The organism is Alphaproteobacteria bacterium (assembly GCA_004295055.1).
Classification (GTDB): domain Bacteria; phylum Pseudomonadota; class Alphaproteobacteria; order SHNJ01; family SHNJ01; genus SHNJ01.
The window spans coordinates 15807-34034 of the sequence record SHNJ01000022.1; the positions used below are offsets into that span (position 1 = coordinate 15807).

14 protein-coding genes and 1 pseudogene are annotated in these 18228 nt (G+C 47.2%); 11 read left to right on the forward strand and 4 right to left on the reverse strand.

The features are described 5' to 3' along the window. Positions 1-21: 21 nt before the first annotated feature. Together EYC62_05525 and EYC62_05530 are read right to left on the reverse strand one after the other, a co-directional pair. Entirely contained in the window at positions 22-372 is a 351-nt protein-coding gene (locus EYC62_05525; protein TAH34216.1) for a hypothetical protein, read from the reverse strand. Then, a complete protein-coding gene (locus EYC62_05530) occupies positions 359-751 on the reverse strand; it encodes a response regulator (GenBank protein TAH34229.1) in 393 nt (130 codons plus the stop codon). Before EYC62_05530 ends, EYC62_05525 begins: the two co-directional genes overlap by 14 nt. 192 nt (positions 752-943) lie before the next feature. Between EYC62_05530 and EYC62_05535 the strand changes: the two genes are divergently transcribed. The 3 genes from EYC62_05535 to EYC62_05545 are packed head-to-tail and all read left to right on the forward strand — an operon-like array spanning position 944 to position 6660. Further along, positions 944-3238 carry a response regulator gene (locus EYC62_05535; protein TAH34217.1) on the forward strand — a complete coding sequence of 765 codons (2295 nt, stop codon included), beginning with the start codon at positions 944-946 and terminating at the stop codon, positions 3236-3238. Between the two features lie 16 nt (positions 3239-3254). Further along, positions 3255-6284 (forward strand): PAS domain S-box protein, encoded by a 3030-nt coding sequence (locus EYC62_05540; protein ID TAH34218.1) that lies wholly within the window; start codon positions 3255-3257, stop codon positions 6282-6284. Continuing rightward, the gene (locus EYC62_05545; protein ID TAH34219.1) at positions 6274-6660 is read left to right on the forward strand and encodes a response regulator; all 387 of its coding nucleotides are present in this window, start codon (positions 6274-6276) and stop codon (positions 6658-6660) included. The genes EYC62_05540 and EYC62_05545 overlap by 11 nt, the downstream gene beginning before the upstream one ends. A gap of 88 nt (positions 6661-6748) precedes the next feature. On the opposite strand, the gene EYC62_05550 is transcribed toward EYC62_05545, so the two are convergent. Then, complete coding sequence (locus EYC62_05550) at positions 6749-7270, reverse strand: MarR family transcriptional regulator (GenBank protein ID TAH34220.1); 522 nt, start codon at positions 7268-7270, stop codon at positions 6749-6751. Between the two features lie 149 nt (positions 7271-7419). On the opposite strand from EYC62_05550, the gene EYC62_05555 reads away from it, so the two are divergent. The 4 genes from EYC62_05555 to EYC62_05570 all read left to right on the forward strand — a co-directional run bounded on the left by EYC62_05555 (position 7420) and on the right by EYC62_05570 (position 14075). Next, entirely contained in the window at positions 7420-8742 is a 1323-nt protein-coding gene (locus tag EYC62_05555; protein ID TAH34221.1) for an efflux RND transporter periplasmic adaptor subunit, read from the forward strand. Positions 8743-8744: 2 nt separating this feature from the next. Then, positions 8745-11921: an efflux RND transporter permease subunit gene (locus EYC62_05560; protein TAH34222.1), complete on the forward strand. Its 3177-nt coding sequence runs from the start codon at positions 8745-8747 to the stop codon at positions 11919-11921. After that, a complete protein-coding gene (locus EYC62_05565) occupies positions 11914-13359 on the forward strand; it encodes an efflux transporter outer membrane subunit (protein ID TAH34223.1) in 1446 nt (481 codons plus the stop codon). Before EYC62_05560 ends, EYC62_05565 begins: the two co-directional genes overlap by 8 nt. A 125-nt stretch (positions 13360-13484) precedes the next feature. Then, positions 13485-14075: a flavodoxin family protein gene (locus EYC62_05570; protein ID TAH34224.1), complete on the forward strand. Its 591-nt coding sequence runs from the start codon at positions 13485-13487 to the stop codon at positions 14073-14075. Positions 14076-14138: 63 nt separating this feature from the next. On the opposite strand, the gene EYC62_05575 is transcribed toward EYC62_05570, so the two are convergent. After that, positions 14139-15443 carry a response regulator gene (locus EYC62_05575; protein ID TAH34225.1) on the reverse strand — a complete coding sequence of 435 codons (1305 nt, stop codon included), beginning with the start codon at positions 15441-15443 and terminating at the stop codon, positions 14139-14141. On the opposite strand from EYC62_05575, the gene EYC62_05580 reads away from it, so the two are divergent. The 4 genes and pseudogenes from EYC62_05580 to EYC62_05595 all read left to right on the forward strand — a co-directional run bounded on the left by EYC62_05580 (position 15228) and on the right by EYC62_05595 (position 18214). Then, positions 15228-15773 carry a hypothetical protein gene (locus tag EYC62_05580; protein ID TAH34226.1) on the forward strand — a complete coding sequence of 182 codons (546 nt, stop codon included), beginning with the start codon at positions 15228-15230 and terminating at the stop codon, positions 15771-15773. The genes EYC62_05575 and EYC62_05580 overlap by 216 nt on opposite strands. Positions 15774-15920: 147 nt before the next feature. Further along, the gene (locus EYC62_05585) at positions 15921-16775 is read left to right on the forward strand and encodes an NAD(P)H-hydrate dehydratase (protein TAH34227.1); all 855 of its coding nucleotides are present in this window, start codon (positions 15921-15923) and stop codon (positions 16773-16775) included. A gap of 2 nt (positions 16776-16777) precedes the next feature. Beyond that, positions 16778-17401, forward strand: a pseudogene (locus tag EYC62_05590) (LysE family translocator). A gap of 204 nt (positions 17402-17605) precedes the next feature. Next, a complete protein-coding gene (locus EYC62_05595; protein TAH34228.1) occupies positions 17606-18214 on the forward strand; it encodes an OmpW family protein in 609 nt (202 codons plus the stop codon). Positions 18215-18228: the final 14 nt, after the last annotated feature.

Here is an 18228-nt window from a genome sequence, read left to right on the forward strand (position 1 = left end):
ATATAATTTTATATTAAAGTGTCATGTGGATTCATCTGTGGATCGTTCATCAATTAGAATTTTATCGCAAGAATGAATTAAGGAATCGATATAATCCGCCACAAGCTTTTGATGGGCTGGGGCAATAGTATGCAGCATCTCGTGAAACACTTTTCCTTGTTCCGTTATTTTTGGAAATCCATAGGTCGTGCCTGATCCAATCAGCCCATGAATTTCTTTTCTAAGATCCTGATAATGCTCTGGCGTTGCTTTTTCTTCCCGCAGTATTTCCGCAAATTGCCGCAGTTGGTCGATGCGCGCCCCCAATCCATCAAGGTAAGACACGCGCATGCGTTGCATCAACTGTCGCAGTTCAGTATCATTCTTGTTCATGGTATGCTCTCCATTCCGATTCAATAATACGCGGTAAAACCATTGGATCCAATGGTTTTGGAATCACTCCGCTTACCCCCAGCGTATGATAGTATTCAACTTCATCGGGCTTTATTTTGGCGGTAAGAAACAAAACCGGCACTTCCCGCATGCGTGGAATTTCCCGGATTTTTTTTAGGGTTTCAAATCCATCCATCTCCGGCATCAATACATCCAATAATATCATGTCGGGATTTATTTCTTCTATTTCCGCCAGCGCGCGCATACCACCGTCACAGGTTGTAACAACATAATTGCCCACATTTTCCAGTGAAAAACGAATAACGGCGCGCATATCGTCTTCATCATCTATGCACAGAATTTTTTTTAATGATCGCAGCATGGATAACCTCTGATTTTGCGTATGTAATTTATTTCATCGAAAGAACGCTATCGTAGGGTAGAAATTATTATTGTATTAATTGCATATAATTCTATGCAATACAACCATAAGTTTAGTAGTGTTATTTATAAATTAATGGTTTTGTGGCTACAATAATAAAAGGGTTGTGCGATTTGGTGGAATAGGATCATGCTACGACCTTCGTCAGTACATACAAAAAAGAGGCAGGGGGAGATATTCCCAATACACTCTTTTGCGTTCTCGGTTGTTTTAACTTTATTTATCGCATCATCCATTATTGGTTTCAGCGTTTACGGCAATCATTTGATTGACCGTGTTGTGCGACAGGATGTTGAAGTAAGGCAATATACTAAGAAAATAGAGGATTTAGGCGGGGATTTGTTGAAAAATTTGACGGCTTCGTCGGATTATACGGCCGTTAAATATAATTTAGATCAGGTGCTCGAGGAAATTGGCCATCGGTTTCCCATTGATGAAGTCCATAATAGAATACAAGAAATTCATAATCTGGAAGACAACTTAATAAAATCCGCGGCATCGGAAACCGCGTCGGCGGCGCATTTGTCGCTGGAAAATAATTTATTGGAACAATTGTCGGAATTAGGCGATGCGCTGGAGGAATATGTATCCAATCAATTGTTATTGATTTCTAGAATGTTCGAGGTTGTGCTGGCGGCAGTCGTAACGGCTATCATGTTGGAAATTATTGCCTGGGCGGCATCTTGGAAAAATATTTCTCAGTGGCAAAGACTGTGGGATGTGACGAAAGGAAAATTGGAAAATTCCCATCAAGCCACACGGGATGCGCTGGCGATTGCCGAGAAGGCGACTATGGCCAAAAGCGATTTTCTGGCCAACATGAGTCATGAAATCAGAACTCCGCTGCACGGCATTCTGGGGATGTCGAATCTGCTGTTTGATACGGATTTATCCGCCGATCAGCGCAGCCTGGTGGATATTATTCGCAAATCCGGGGAAAACCTGCTTGGGTTGATTAGCGATATTCTCGATTTTTCCAAGATTGAAGCCGGTATGCTGACGCTGGAACCCGTCAATTTTGATTTACGCGATCTTGTCCGGGATGTCACGGATGTATTGTTTCTTAAAACGCAGGAAAAGGGGCTGGAAGTGCTGGTGGACATCGATCCAGCGGTTCCTCGCCATATAATATCCGATCCCGTGCGGTTGCGGCAGATATTGTTAAATCTGGTAAATAACGCCGTGAAGTTCACGGAAAACGGCCACGTATTGATAAAAGTAAAGTCCATTTCCGAGGACGATGCGGCAATCCGGTTATTTTTTGAAGTTCAGGATTCCGGTATAGGCATTGCGGAAGACAAGCTCGATTCTATTTTCAATCGCTATTCGCAAGCGGAAGAATCCACTACCCGCCATTTTGGCGGTACTGGGCTCGGCCTGTCGATTTGCCAGAAGCTGGTGAAAATGATGGGCGGGAACATCAATGTTTCGAGCCAGCAGGGCAGCGGATCGAATTTCCATTTTGATATTAAATGCAAAAAAGGCGAAGCAATTGAAGCCAGTCTGCCTCAAATTCCAAATATCGATTTGGCTGGAATTAGGGCTTTAATCGTGGACGATCAAGAAGTAAGCCGCGAGATTCTACGGCGATTTTTGACCGCACTCTATATGCGGGTGGATATTTGCAGTTCGGGCGAAATGGCTTTGAAAAAGATGCGGGATGAGGCTTCATCCGATCCATATCAGTTCCTGCTTACAGATTATAGATTGGCGGACGATATGAGCGGCCGGGATCTGGCCCAGCATGTTTCCGGCATCCCGGAACTGCGTCAAACGACCATGATCATGGTCACCGCCTTGGCGCAAACAGTCACCAGCGGTTTTCTGGCACGCAATGGATTTGCCGCGTTTTTTGTCAAGCCTTGTTATCCCGATCACATAAAGGCGGCCTTGCAAATATTATTGGATGCGAAACAGCACGGCAAAACGCTGCCGTTATTAACGCGCTTCCGCATAGAGAATATTTTGCAAGGAAATTCGGATAAACAGCAGTCGAATGTGAACATGTTCCATGGCATCCGCGTGTTGGTGGCGGAAGATATGAAAGTCAATGCGATGCTTATAACCCGCATACTGGAAAAGCGCGGCTGTCAAGTGGATATAGCCGTGAATGGAAGAGAGGCGGTGGAAAAACTGCGCGGCGCAAAATACGAAATCGTGTTTATGGATTGCCAGATGCCGGAAATGAACGGATATGAAGCCACGAAATGTATTCGCACCGAGGAAATGCCCAAAAATATTCACAATATAATTATCGCTTTGACCGCTGATGCAATGAGCGGCGACCAGGATAAGTGCCTTGCGGCAGGTATGGATGATTACTTGCACAAGCCGTTCAAGGAAGAACAAATCCACCAGATGCTGCAAAAATGGCTGACGCGCAAACCGCCCGTCATTCAAGCTCCCTCTGTTTATTATTCCTAGTATCAACAGGTGATTTATGATTAAAAAAATTTCAGTACCAATGTCCGACAATACATACCGGCCGGCGATCATGACAGAAAAAATATTATGGCTGGTTTATTTTGCCGGCGGATTTAGCGTGATGTTGGGTGCCATGGTAATTTATGGGTGGTTTAGCCACAATTTGTCGTTGGTACAAATTCACCCTACTTTTGTGGCGATGCAATTTAATACGGCGCTTGCATTTATTCTTTCTGGTGTAGGATTAATAGCGCTTGCGGCTCAACGCACCGGCCTGGCTCGTATTGTAACAATTCCATTATTTCTTATTGTTGGAATCACTTTTGCTCAATACATCACTGGATTTAATTTTGGCATTGATAATTTATTTTTCAAGGCATACATCAATATACAACTATCCCATCTCGGCAGAATGGCTCCAAATACCTGTATTTCCTTTCTGCTGATGGGGCTTGCGATTGTTGCCGGTACTACGCATAAAGCATTCCTGAAGCGCACCTATATGATGCGTTTGATTGGAATGGTTATCCTGTTTCTAAGCGTTGTGGCGCTTGCCGGTTATATATTCCATGTCGAAGCTGGTTTTGGCTGGGCGTCGCTGACGCGCATGGCGATTCATACCGCTATAGGATTTTTGGTTCTTGGCAGCGGGATATGGGCGTTTGCATCGTATGAATCTGTCGCCAATAGGATGTTATTCCGGGATGCGCCTGGCGGACATTTGCCGGTCATGGCCGCATTCGTTATTTTAGTGGCTTCTCTGGGCACATGGATTTATTTAGACACAAAAGAAATAGCCAATGCCCGAGGTTCCTTGTCTCGTTCGTTGGAATATGTGCAAATAGATCTTCAAAACCGCGTTGAATCCCGTGTCCGCATGCTGGGCCGTATGGTGAATCGTTGGCAAGTCGAGCGCGGAACGCCTTACAATAAATGGAAGCCGGATGCCATCAGTTATATCAAGGATCAGAAGGATTTGATTGCGATTCAGTGGATCGATGCCAATAACAACGTTCGTTGGTCCGAATTGGCCGATAGCATCGCCGATACCGCAGAAGTGTTTACAGCGGAAGAAAGATGGCCAACTTTACAAAGCTCTTTGGTTACCAAGCAGCCCGCATTTAGCCTTCCAATGAAAATTCTAAATAATAGTTACGGGTTGATGATCAGCGTGCCGATATTTATAGGAGAAAGGTTCGATGGCTTTATAACCGGTTTTTATGAAATTCGGGAATTGGTAAGTAGCGCCGCGATAGCAAAGCAATTTGGCAGCGACGCTTGGCTGGAAATCAGCAATGGGAATAGGATTATTTTCGAAACCATCGGCATCGATCCGACAGATAAACTGCGTTGGAGTATACAGGAGAATTTGGACCTGTATGGTTCTGTATGGTCGTTCGAAGCCTGGCCAACGCAAAAATTCCTGTTGGCGCAACGATCCGCGTTTCCGGAAATGATACTAACCGCAGGTATTTTGCTGGCTTTTCTGGTGGCTCATATATTGCGGCAGGCGGAAATTACCAGGCACCAAACTAATTTATTGGGACTTAGCGAAGAAACATTCCGCAATGCCATGGAATATGCGCCGGTAGGAATGGGTTTAATTTTTCCGTCGGGAGAGTGGTATAAAGTCAATAAGGCCCTGCGGAACATGATGGGATATTCAGAAGTTGAAATATTCACCCTGAATCTTCAAACCATAACGCACCCTGATGATTGGCCAGAGGATCAGAAACGATTGAATGCCTTGTTGCGTGGCGATATTCAAAGTTTTCAAATTGAAAAACGGTTTATCCATAAATCGGGCAAATTGGTCTGGGCCTTGATTAATGCATCCCTGGCAAGAAATCCCAATGGAACGCCGAAATATATCATCAAACAAATTTTGGATATCACCGAACGTAAGGAAATTGAAAGAGTAAAAAGCGAATTCGTGTCTATGGTCAGCCACGAATTAAGAACGCCGTTGACCTCGATCCGTGGTTCTTTGGGTTTGATTCTAGGCGCAATGAATAAAAGCCTGCCGGACAAAGTTTTAAATCACATTTCGATTGCGCATCGCAATTGCGAACGGCTGATCGTTTTAATTAACGATATTCTGGATTTGGACAAGATTACATCGGGCAATATGCAATTCGATATCCGGCCCGAGAAATTGTCATCTTTGATACAGCAGGCGGTGGAAGGAAACCAATCTTATGCAGAGAAATATAAGGTTCATTTCGAGGTGCGGCCAATTCCATTAGATATGATCGTTTATGCCGACAGCAACCGGACAATTCAAGTGCTGGCCAATCTTTTATCGAACGCCGCCAAGTTTTCGCCGGAACAAGCGACCGTTATCGTTGCGGCGGAGCAGAAGGGAAAATTTATCCGTATTTCTGTCAAAGATTCCGGATCTGGAATTCCACAGGATTTCCGCAGCCGCATTTTCAATAAATTCTGTCAGGCGGATTCTTCCGCCACGCGGCAAAAAGGCGGTTCTGGCCTGGGGCTTAACATAAGCCGGGAATTGGTTGAAAGAATGCATGGAAATATGGGTTTCGAAAGCGAAGAGGGAAAGGGAAGCTTGTTCTGGTTTGAATTGCCCAGTACCGATGAATTTGGCATGCGCGCGGCCGAGCCCATGGCCAAGCAAGAGCAAGTATATAATGATAACCGCCCGTTGATTCTGCATATAGAAGATGATGTGGATTTAAGCACTTTATTGGCCAATGCGCTTAGCGAGCGCGCGGAAATTATTCAAGCGCCGACAATATATCAAGCGGAAAAGCTATTAAAAGAAAAGAATTTCTCCCTGGTAATTTTGGATATCAATATGCCGGATGGAAATGGTCTGACATTGCTGGATCGCATGGCGACATTAACCGATTATCCGGTGCCGTGGCTTATTTTGTCGGCCTATGAAACAACGTTGGATATTCGGGATCGCGTTGCGGCCACCATGATTAAATCAAGGGTTCCCGAAGGGAAGGTAATTGAAACTATTCTTAAAATACTGCAGCAGCCTACTACGCCTAAAGAAGGAGAAAAATATGGAACATAAACTGCGGCGGATCATGTGCGTGGATGACGAATTCGATGTGCTGGATATAACCAAAGAATGTTTGGAAACTGTGGGCGGATTTAATGTCACCTGTTGCAGCAGCGGGGCAGAGATGTTCTCTAGGTTAAAGGAAACATGTCCGGATTTGATATTGTTGGATGTGATGATGCCGGGCATGGACGGATTGAAAGTCCTTGAAGAGATACAAAAGAGCCCAGAGTTCAGTCATGTTCCGGTGGTATTTATGACAGCCAGGGTACAGCCAAAAGAGCTGGAGGAATATAAGCGTCTTGGATCGAAAGCGGCGATCCCAAAACCATTCGATCCCATGCAATTATCGGCCCAGGTTGAGGAAATCTGGTTAAAATACGCATAGATAATAACCTTGCGGGGGTCTGCAAAGTTTTTATGCTTCCTAACGGATAGAAAATTTAAAGAATCGTAGATAAAGCCGCAGAAAACGTCTATGCCGCTTCGTCCGTTTTGGAGCCATCCAAATCTTCAAGTATGCCGCGCTCCACAAGAGCTTCACGCATACGGTTCATGAATTTTGCGAATTGTTCTTGTTCGGTTTTACTGAAATCGGAAAATAATTCCGATACACGGTCTTTGAATACGGTACATCCTTCCGCCAGCTTTTTTTCCGCCTTGGCGGTTGTTTGAATCATAATCGCGCGCCGATCCTTGGGGTGGGGTTTGCGTTCAACCAGCCCGTCTTTTTCCAACGCATCGACCAGAGCAGTGATATTGGTGGCGGTGACGCCCAATTCATCGCTTAATGCGCCCATGGTCATGGGGCCATTATCCATCAACAATCCCATTAACCGCAGCCGTTGCGGGGTCATGCCTTGCTGTTCCATGCGCGATTCCGCCCACCGGGTGAAACCGGGGCTGATATGCCAGAACAATTCCACCAATTGATGCTTGGCCGGGGCATTTTTTCCCTGGCTGAAACGGCATGCTTTGGTTTTGCTTTTTGTCGACAAGGATCAATTCCTATATTGCAATTTGATGACAAGTGACCTGAACAATATACACATAAAAAATATACATGTATATATAATTCATATATTGACTATATGGCATGGCGGAGCTACCTTTGCAAGGAAATTTATTATTCGCGGAGATTTTGGCCATGTTTCGTTTTAAATACCTCATCCTGTTAATTCTGATCGCGGTGATCGGTTACTTTATATATGTGCGCGTTATGATGCATGGCGGGGCGGGGCATGAAATGGCGGGAATGCCGCCAAATATGGCCATGCCGGTCAGCGTTGCCGAGGTTCTTGAACGCCAAGTACAGGAATGGAATGAATTTTCCGGCCGTTTGGTTGCGGTGGATCAGGTGGAAATCCGTCCCCGTGTATCCGGCACCATCGATTCGATCCATTTTTCCGATGGCGATAACGTAAAAAAAGGCGCGGTTTTATTTACCATTGATCCCCGCCCGTACGAAGCCGCGTATCAAGCCGCGAATGCGCGCGCTATTCTGACCGAAACCGAATTCAGCCGGGCGGAACGGCTGATGGCGGATAAAGCCATTTCGCAACGCGAATACGATCAGCGCAAAAACGATGTTCGCGTCGCAAGGGCCGATTTGACCCGAGCAAAGCTGGATTTGGGATATACTAAAATCGTCGCGCCAATTCCTGGCCGCGTCAGCCGCGCTGAAATTACGGTTGGCAACCTGGTCGATGCCGGCGGCAATGCGCCAGTGTTAACTACGATTGTATCCAACCGTCCTATTTACGCGGATTTCGATGTGGATGAATCGACTTATTTGCGGTACACCCGCGGCGCGGATGGCCAGGCGCAAAGTTTCGATCAGATCCCGGTCATGATGGGCCTGGCTACGGAAACTGGTACTCCGCATACAGGGCGGATCGAGTCATTCGACAATAAATTAAACCCGGCATCCGGTACGATCCGTGTGCGCGCTATTTTTGAAAATGCCGATGGGTCATTGGTGCCAGGGTTGTTCGCCCGTATTAAGCTGGGCAGCCCAACGGAAACCAAAGCCTTATTGATTACGGATCGCGCCGTGGGCACGGATCAAAGCAAGAAATTCGTGCTGGTGGTCGGTAATGACAATAAAGTGGAATATCGCGAGGTCAAATTGGGCAATGTGGCCGACGGGTTGCGTATTGTTCAAAACGGCGTACAGGCAGGCGATAAAATAGTCGTCAATGGCTTGCAACGTGCGCGGCCGGGATCTGTTGTGGCTCCTGAAATTGTGCCGATGGATGATAAGCAACCGGCAGCATCCGCATCCCCAACGCCAGCAAGCGCTGAATCAACGTCGGCTGGAATGACGGAGCCTGCTATGCCAGCCGCTGATCCAGCACCGGCATCACCAACGCCTCCGGCGGAATCTTCTCCGGCTTCTGCGCCGCCGGAAATGCCAAAGGCGCCAGAATCTGCGGCGCCAGGATCCCAGCAACCAGCCGCTAAGGAATAGTCATGAATATCTCCCGGTTTTTTATTGACCGTCCTATTTTCGCAGCGGTTTTGTCGTTGCTGATTTTCATTTCTGGATTCATTGCGATCTGGCAATTGCCTATTTCCGAGTATCCCGAGGTTGTGCCGCCATCGGTGGTTGTTACCGCGCAATATCCAGGCGCGAATCCAAAAGTAATTGCCGAAACGGTCGCCGCGCCACTGGAAGAACAAATTAATGGCGTCGAAGACATGTTGTATATGTTCTCGCAAGGAACATCCGATGGCCGCATGACTTTAACGATCACTTTTAAAATCGGAACGGATGCGGACAAGGCGCAGCAATTGGTCCAGAACCGGGTTAACCAGGCGCTGCCGCGTTTGCCGGATATCGTCCGGCAATTCGGCGTTACCACGGTTAAAAGTTCTTCCGATTTGACCATGGTGGTGCACTTGTTGTCCCCCAGCAATCGTTACGACTTATTGTATCTCAGCAATTATGCGACTTTGAATATTCGGGATCGCTTGCGCCGCTTGCAAGGCACCGGCCAGGTTGAAATTTTTGGCGGCAGCGATTACGCCATGCGGATCTGGCTCGATCCGAATAAAATTGCCGAACGCAATATGTCGGCGGGGGATGTGATCAATGCCATTCGTGAACAAAACGTTCAGGTGGCCGCCGGCGTTATTGGCGCGTCGCCATCGCCAAATACCGATTTACAGCTGAACGTCAATGCTTTGGGCCGTTTGCAGTCGGAAGAAGAATTTGCGGATATTATCCTAAAAACATCCGAAGATGGCGGCGTCACAAGATTAAAAGATGTTGCGCGCATTGAACTGGGTGGGGCGCAATATTCCTTGCGGTCTCTGCTGGACAATAAACAAGCGGTGGCGTTGGGTATTTTCCAAACGCCGGATGCGAATACAATTGAATTGTCCGACCAAGTCCGCGCCACAATGGAAGAGCTGAAAAAAGACTTTCCCGAAGGTTTGGAATATGACATCGTTTACGATCCAACCACATTCGTGCGCGATTCGATCAAGGCGGTTATTCACACGTTGTTAGAAGCCGTTTTCCTGGTTGTATTGGTGGTTATTCTGTTTTTGCAGACCTGGCGCGCTTCGATCATTCCGTTGTTGGCCGTACCGGTTTCTATCATCGGCACGTTTGGCCTGATGCTGTTATTTGGGTTTTCGATTAACGCTTTGTCGCTGTTTGGCCTGGTGTTGTCGATCGGGGTTGTGGTGGACGATGCTATCGTGGTGGTTGAAAACGTGGAACGGAATATCGAATCCGGCCTGTCGCCCAAAGACGCGACTTACCAAGCGATGCGCGAGGTAAGTGGGCCTATCATCGCAATCGGCCTTACTTTGATCGCCGTGTTCGTTCCGATCGCCTTTATCAGCGGCCTGACGGGCCAATTTTACCGCCAGTTCGCGCTGACGATTGCGATTTCGACGATTATTTCGGCATTCAACTCGTTAACCCTAAGCCCCGCTATGGCGGCGCTATTATTAAAAGGGCACGATACGCCAAAAGACTGGCTGGCGCGCGCAATGGACAAGGGGTTGGGTTGGATTTTTCGTCCATTTAATCGTGTTTTTAAAACAGGCGCGGATGCATATTCGGGCCGCGTTGGAAAAGTTCTAAATCACAAGGCGGCGGCTATTTTTGTTTATTTGATTTTAATTTGCCTGACCGTGTTCGGTTTTTCGCATGTGCCGACGGGATATATTCCCGCGCAAGATAAGCAATATCTGATCGGTTTCGCCCAATTGCCGGATGGATCTTCGTTGGATCGCACCGAAGACGTTTTGCGCCGCATGTCGGATATCGTGACAAAAACGCCGGGCGTAGCGCATGCGGTGGCTTTTCCGGGCCTGTCCATTAACGGCTTTACCAATAGTTCCAATGCCGGGATTGTTTTCGTGCCGTTGAAAAATTTCGAAGATCGCAAGCAGTCAGCCGGGGAAATCGCCGGGTCGCTGAATATGCAGTTCGGTGCGATTAAGGATGCGTTTGTGATGGTTCTGCCGCCGCCGCCAATTTTGGGGCTAGGCACGGCAGGCGGATTTAAACTGCAAATCGAAGATCGCGCGGATTTAGGGGACGAGGAATTATTCCGCGTTGCGCAAGAAGTGCAGGGCAAAGCCTGGCAGAATCCTGTTCTGTCGGGAGTCTTCAGCGGTTATCAAATCAACGTGCCGCAGTTGCACATTGATTTAGACCGGACCAAAGCCAAGCAATTGGGCATTCCGATTACCAGCGTATTTGAAACTTTGCAGGTTTATTTGGGGTCTCTTTATATTAACGATTTCAACAAGTTCGGCCGCACATATCAAGTAATTGCTCAGGCCGATGCGCCATTCCGCGACCAGGCCGAAGACATCGCGCAATTAAAAGTTCGCAATGATTGGGGTCAGATGGTTCCACTCGGCAGTATTTTGACCGTTACCCAAAGTTATGGGCCGGAACGTTCGATGCGGTATAACGCCTATCGGACAGCGGATATTAATGGCGGGCCATCGATGGGATATTCTTCGGGTCAGGCGCAACAGGCGATTGAAAAGATTTTGCACGAAACCTTGCCAAAAGGCATGAGTTACGAATGGACCGATTTAACCTATCAGCAAATTTTGGCTGGAAACACTTCGTTATATGTGTTCCCGCTTTGTGTGTTGTTGGTGTTCCTGGTTTTGGCCGCGCAGTACGAAAGCTTGATTTTACCTCTTGCGGTCATTCTGATTGTGCCAATGTGCCTGCTATGCGCCATTTTCGGCGTATGGTTTTCCGGTGGCGACAATAATATCTTTACCCAAATAGGATTGATCGTGCTGGTGGGGCTTGCCTGTAAAAACGCGATTTTGATTGTGGAATTCGCGCGTGAATTGGAATTGGAAGGGGCCACGCCATTAAAGGCGGCGATTGAGGCGGCGCGTCTTCGTTTGCGTCCGATCCTGATGACATCGTTTGCCTTTATCATGGGCGTGGTGCCATTGGTATTTTCATCGGGCGCCGGGGCGGAAATGCGGCACGCCATGGGCGTCGCGGTGTTTTCGGGAATGTTGGGCGTAACTTTCTTTGGATTGTTTCTAACGCCGGTATTTTATGTCGCCTTGCGCAAATTCGCTGGCAATAAATTGAAATCTTGCACCGTTCCAGCATTGCATGTCAAAGATTCGGGAATCACTCATGGCTAAAAATAAAATTCTTTTATTCAGTGTAGCGGCTTTATTGACGGGTTGCAGTCTGGCGCCAGATATGAAATTACCGGATTTAGGCCTGCCTAATGTATTCAAAGAACAAGCCGTTCCTGCGGAACACGTGGTCGAAGGCGTCGTTTGGAAAAAAGCCGAAAGTTTGGAACAATCGGATCGTGGGCAATGGTGGAAAATATTTGGCGATTCTAAATTGAATGATTTGGAATCGGAGGCGATTGCCGCGAACCAAACCTTGGCCGCCGCCGCCGCACGTGTGAATCAAGCGCGCGCTGAAGCCAATGTTGTTAGTGCGGGTTTATTTCCGTCAATCGATGCCGGGGCGAATGCCGTTCGCGTAAGACCGTCTGCAATCTCCGCCGCTGCCGGCAGCGGATTGACCAATCCATACAGCCTGTATACGGCGCAAGGCGTTGTATCGTATGAAGCGGATTTATTTGGCCGAGTTCGCAACAATGCCAAGGCGGCGGATTTGGATGCCAATGCGGTTGCCGCATCTTATCACAGCGTTCTGCTGGCGTTGCAAGCCGATGTGGCGCAAACCTATTACGCCATTCGCGCGCTGGATACCGAACGGCAATTGCTGCGCGATACTGTTAAATTGCGCGCCGAGGCATCGCGGATAATGCAACGCCGTTTTGACGAAGGGGAGGTGGGCGATCCGGATTTAACCCGCACGCAAAGCGAATTGGCCAGCACCGAGGCGGAATTGATTATTTTGGATCGTTCGCGCGCGGCTTTGGAACATGCCTTGGCGGTATTGTTGGGTAAAATTCCATCGAATTTCAGTTTTGCGGAATCTCCGCTGGTGGATGAAGTGCCGCCGGAAATTCCAGCCGGAATTCCATCGGGTTTATTGCAGCGCCGTCCGGATATTGCCGCGGCGCAATCCGTCATGGCCGCGGCCAATGCGCGCATCGGCGCGGCGCGCGCGGCATTTTTTCCGCAATTATTTTTAACCGCTTCCGGCGGATTCGAAGCCAATTCCTTCCGCGATTTATTCGAATGGTCCAGCCGTACTTGGGCACTGGGACAGACAGCAGGTTTGGCGTTAACTATGCCGATTTTCGATGCCGGCCGCAATATCGCCCGCGTCGATTCGGCGGAAGCCGCGTATGAGGAATCTATCGCCAATTATCGCCAGCAAGTTTTAGTTGCGTTCCGCGATGTCGAAAACAATCTCGCGGATCAACGGCTGCTGGCCGATCAGACGTTGAAACAGGACGTGGCGGCAAAAGCATCCAAGCAAACTACGGATTTGACACAGAAACGGTATGATGAAGGCGATGCGGATTATTTTGAGGTAGTCGATGCCCAACGCACATCATTGGCGACAGAACGTGCGGCCGTACAAGCCAAAGGCCAGCGTTTGATCACATCGGTGGAATTAATCCGCTCGCTTGGCGGCGGCTGGAACTAGATTCAAATACTATGGCAGGGCGCTGGCTGTACAAGCATACGTTTGTACAAGGTACATTTATTTTTCATAAAAAAATCATAAGCTTTTGTATTGATGAAAAGCCATTATAATAGTAGGGGTATTATATGGCTAAAAAAATTCTCGTTATTTTAGGAAATCCGGCACGCCAACGCAAAAGTTTATGCGAATCCCTGGCCTTGGCCTATGAAAAAGGCGCGACTGAAACAGGAAATGAAGTCCGTTTAATCAAAATAGCGGACTTGGAATTCGATCCTATACTGCATGAAGGGTATAAAGGCATTCAGTCCTTGGAACCTGCGATAGCCGATGCTCAAACTCAATTGGCATGGGCCGATCATATTGTAATCGTTTATCCTCTGTGGCAATTCAGTATGCCGGCCTTATTAAAAGGCTTTTTTGAAAGAGTCCTGATGAAAGGATTTGCTTTTGATTTCGGTACGGATGACGGCCCTTTTGTACATGCAAAATTTTTAAGAAATAAAAGCGCCAGAATCATTCAAACTATGGCCATGCCAAGTTTGATGTACCGGTTGTTCGCAAGGCAGCATGGAGCAAAGGCATTGCGAAGTACATTAAATTTCTGCGGCATATCGCCGGTAAGATTCAGTTACTATGGAATGACAGAAAAAATTAATGAGGATCAGGCCAATTCATATATAGATGAAGTCAAAATTTTAGGGCGGCGCGGCGCATAAGATTGCACTGCAGACACTAATTTTCCGGGATAGTGCCGTCAATGCGGTTTTTATTGAAAATACCTACGCGTTCGATGTCTTAAGGAAATTGTCCACGCGGGTTGCCTCGTGCTTGATGGCATCCAGCATTTCTATTTTCTTTTCCTGGCTTTCATTATGGTTTACTTCCGCGCGCTGGCACAGATGATAAAGTTTCATAGCGCCGAAATTGCCGGAAGATCCTTTTAGGCGGTGCGCGGCCGATTTCCAAGCCTCGCTGTTTTTATCGCGCAGGCATTTTTCCAATGTGCCCAGCATTTCCATCGCCTGCTGCATGAATAAATCGACCAATGCTTTTTCTTCATCCAGATCGCCATTGGTGAAAAGGCGCAGTTGATTCATGTCCACTGGCTGATCGGTTTCCTGCCGCGCTGTCTTTTTTGGCAGGGTCGATAGTACATCCGCATCTTCATTTAACACGAACAATTTTTGCAATATGCTTTTCAGATGCGTTGCGCGTATGGGTTTGCTGATATAGTCATCCATGCCGGAATTAAGGCATTTCTCCCGGTCGCCTAGCATGGCGTTTGCCGTCATGGCGACGATAGGCACATGAAACGGCGTTTCGGATTCCATCAACCGGATTTTTTGGGTTGCTTGATATCCGTCCAGTTCCGGCATCTGGCAATCCATAAATATGATATCGTAAACTTCGGTGCGGTATTTAAGTAAAGCCTCCGCGCCGTTTAAGGCGGTGTCGATATGGGTTATGCCGAATTTTCGCAGAAGTTTTTCCGCAAAAACCTGATTTACCGGATAGTCTTCGACCAACAACGCCTTGGCTTCGCCGATCGGCTTTAGGTTTTTCGATGCGCTAATATTGGATTTATATTTGTCGGCATGTTTTGAAATATCTTCGGGGCTGGCTATCGCCAAAGGCACGCGGAACCAGAAGGTGGATCCTTTGCCAACAACGCTTTCCACGCCAATCGTGCCGCCCATTAAATTGACCAGTTGTTTAGTGATCGCAAGCCCAAGGCCGGTGCCGCCAATAACGTTGCTGCCGCCGTAGAAGAGCTTAGCGCGTCTATCAATGAAATTGCGCAACGCATCAGCTATTCGGCGCAGATTGCCGGTGACGCCACAACAAAATCCCAGGCGGCCAGCGGACAAATGACGACATTGGTCAGCAGTGCCGAGAAAATTGGCAAGGTACTGGCATTGATCGACCAAATCGCCAATCAGATTAATTTGCTGGCGTTGAATGCGACTATTGAATCGGCAAGGGCCGGCGAGGCAGGAAAGGGCTTTGCTGTAGTTGCCGGTGAAATTAAGACTCTGGCAAACAACACTTCCAAGGCAACGGCCGAAATCGCGACGCTGATTCAATCGACGCAAACGCAAGTTTCCAGCGTGGATGAGCATATTCAAACAATCGCGCAAATCATCAAGCAAATGAACGAAGTTTCGATTTCCGTGTCCGCGGCAATTGAAGAGCAAGATATCGCTACTAAAGAGATATCTTCTTCTATTCAGCGCGCTTCCGGTAATGTTGCGGAAGTATCGCAGACTGTGCAAGAAGTCTCTGCCGCATCGACTCGTACGGGACAAGCGGCAGAAGAAATGAAATTTTCTTCGATCGGCTTAGGCACTCAGGCCAAAGGATTGATTAATGAAATTGACAATTTCATCAAAGATGTGCGCCTGATGGCAAACTAATTTTGGTACTCTACTCCCCTGTGGTCCAGTTGCCGTTACTCGCAACTGGACTTTTTCTTGCCAGTGCAATTCATTAAGATTAATTGTGGTCTGTGTTGAATAATATAATAGGTGCAATATAACGGATTGGCGTTATATTGGCGTATTATGAAAAAACGCCTTCCCCAGAAAAACACGCCAGACTTATGGATAGATCGGTTTCGGTGGCCGAAGGCGGACAGCCATAAATATAACCGCGGGTATGCCATCATTAACGGCGGCGATTTAGGGCAAACGGGTGCCGCTAAAATAGCCGCTTATTGTGCATTAAGGGTTGGGGCAGGGGTGGTTTCCGTCGCCTGCACGCCAAAATCATTGCCGTCTTACAGCGCTTCGTTTCAGTCTATTATGACCAAATTGGTGAAAGATAGATCCGCTTTTTCCAATTTAATAAGCGATGAAAGAATAACCGCCGTTTTGTTAGGGCCGGGCAATGGTGTTAATGCGCGAACGAAATCTTTTGTTATCGATGCTTTACGGCAGAAAAAATCATTGGTGCTGGATGCGGATGCGTTAACCGTTTTTTCCAAGGCACCCAATTATTTATTTAAATTAATTGCGTCGCCTTGCATTTTGACGCCGCATGAAGGCGAGTTTCTGCATTTATTCGGCAAATTTAGATTTGCCAAAAATGATAATATCTATCGCGCGCAAAAAGCTGCCGACGAAAGCGGGGCGGTGATTGTATTAAAGGGGTTTCATACTGTCATTGCCGCGCCGGATGGAAGGTTTGTGGTTAATACAAATGCCACGCCATTTTTGGCAACGGCCGGATCGGGAGACGCCTTGGCGGGAATATGTACCGGATTATTGGCGCAAGGAATGCCGATGTTTGAGGCGGCTTGCGCGGCAGTATGGATTCATGCGGACGCGGCTTCCCATTTTGGTCCTGGTTTAATTTCCGAAGATATTGCAGATCTGTTACCGCTGGTGTTGCGCCGGCTTCGAAAATACAAAAAATAGCTATGTTGGAATCCAATTCGTTTTTATCCTTTGTATTGACCTGCGTGATTATCGAGCTAACGCCCGGGCCGAATATGGCTTATTTGGCAATACTCAGCGCATCGTATGGAAGACGCGCAGGTTTTGCGGCGGTTCTTGGCGTTGCCCTGGGTTTGGGTATTGTAGGCATTATAGCCGCGCTGGGGGTTGCCGCGGTTATATCCAATTCGTTTTTTATGTATCAAATATTGTGATGGCTGGGTGTTTTATACCTTTTATGGTTGGCTTGGGATGGCTGGAAAAATGTCGAGGAAACATCCGCCGGCAAGACACAAGAAAAAATTCCTGAATCCAAGTTTTTTAAAAATGGTTTGATCACCAACCTTTTAAATCCAAAGGCTGCCGTATTTTACATTGCCATTCTGCCAACGTTTATTAGCCAACCAGTTTATATTCTTGGACAGACGCTAACATTTACCTTGGTCTATGTATTGATTGCCACCGTGATTCATTGTTTGATTGTAACGATGGCTGGTTCTGTAAATTATATTTTTAAAAAAGAAAGAGATATTCTGACAGTGCGCCGCATATTGTCTGCTCTATTGGCTGCGGTCGCCATATGGTTTGGGATATCCACCGGCAAATAAGCGAACCTCACATTCCTTTTTTGGCCACATGCTGCGGTATGGGACTGTATGCATAAATTATCCTGAAAATGAATATACTCCCTGAAATGTGACATATTACAAACTATCCCCTTGAATTTTCGATTTTGTATAATGTATTTGACCCTGATCAAATACATGATTTCGACGGCCTATTATTCCTTTATCCAAAATATGGAGAGTTAAATGAAAAAAATAACCTATTGTTTTGTTATAGCTGCGGTTCTGGCCGCCAGCCTGATGTCATTTTCTGCCAATGCCGCCACCGAAAAAAATTCCGCCAGCGATAAAAACTGGATGATGCGGTTCAGAGGCATAGCGGTCGTTCCCCAAGAAGATGCAAGCACCACCATTGGCGGTAATGTTGAAATCGATAACACTGTCGTTCCTGAGGTGGATTTCAGCTATTTCTTCACCAAAAATTGGGCGGCGGAATTAATTCTTGCCACCACCCCGCATGATGCGACCGCTACGGCTGGCAACATCGATCTTGGCTCTGTTTGGTTGTTGCCTCCAACATTGACCATGCAATATCACATGGATCCGGTGGACGGATGGAAACCTTATGTTGGCGCTGGTGTTAACTACACCATTTTTTATAACGAAGATAAAGGTCCTGCCATTAACAGCATCAAATACGACAACAGCTTTGGCCCAGCGTTACAGGCCGGTGTCGATTACGATTTGAAAAACGGATGGTTCTTAAATTTTGACGTAAAGAAAATCTGGATTAATACCGACGTTAAAATCAATGGCGGCGCTATTCGTGCCGACGTGGATATCGTCCTTGGGTGATTGGATTCGGGGCA

Excerpts from the sequence above, each read along its gene's own strand:
- EYC62_05565 (TAH34223.1), top strand. The coding sequence starts at position 11,914 with ATGGCTAAAAATAAAATTCTTTTATTCAGTGTAGCGGCTTTATTGACG.
- EYC62_05555 (TAH34221.1), top strand. The coding sequence starts at position 7,420 with ATGTTTCGTTTTAAATACCTCATCCTGTTAATTCTGATCGCGGTGATC.
- EYC62_05535 (TAH34217.1), top strand. The coding sequence starts at position 944 with ATGCTACGACCTTCGTCAGTACATACAAAAAAGAGGCAGGGGGAGATA.
- EYC62_05525 (TAH34216.1), bottom strand. The coding sequence starts at position 372 with ATGAACAAGAATGATACTGAACTGCGACAGTTGATGCAACGCATGCGC.
- EYC62_05545 (TAH34219.1), top strand. The coding sequence starts at position 6,274 with ATGGAACATAAACTGCGGCGGATCATGTGCGTGGATGACGAATTCGAT.
- EYC62_05540 (TAH34218.1), top strand. The coding sequence starts at position 3,255 with ATGATTAAAAAAATTTCAGTACCAATGTCCGACAATACATACCGGCCG.
- EYC62_05595 (TAH34228.1), top strand. The coding sequence starts at position 17,606 with ATGAAAAAAATAACCTATTGTTTTGTTATAGCTGCGGTTCTGGCCGCC.
- EYC62_05560 (TAH34222.1), top strand. The coding sequence starts at position 8,745 with ATGAATATCTCCCGGTTTTTTATTGACCGTCCTATTTTCGCAGCGGTT.
- EYC62_05580 (TAH34226.1), top strand. The coding sequence starts at position 15,228 with ATGACGACATTGGTCAGCAGTGCCGAGAAAATTGGCAAGGTACTGGCA.
- EYC62_05585 (TAH34227.1), top strand. The coding sequence starts at position 15,921 with ATGAAAAAACGCCTTCCCCAGAAAAACACGCCAGACTTATGGATAGAT.
- EYC62_05570 (TAH34224.1), top strand. The coding sequence starts at position 13,485 with ATGGCTAAAAAAATTCTCGTTATTTTAGGAAATCCGGCACGCCAACGC.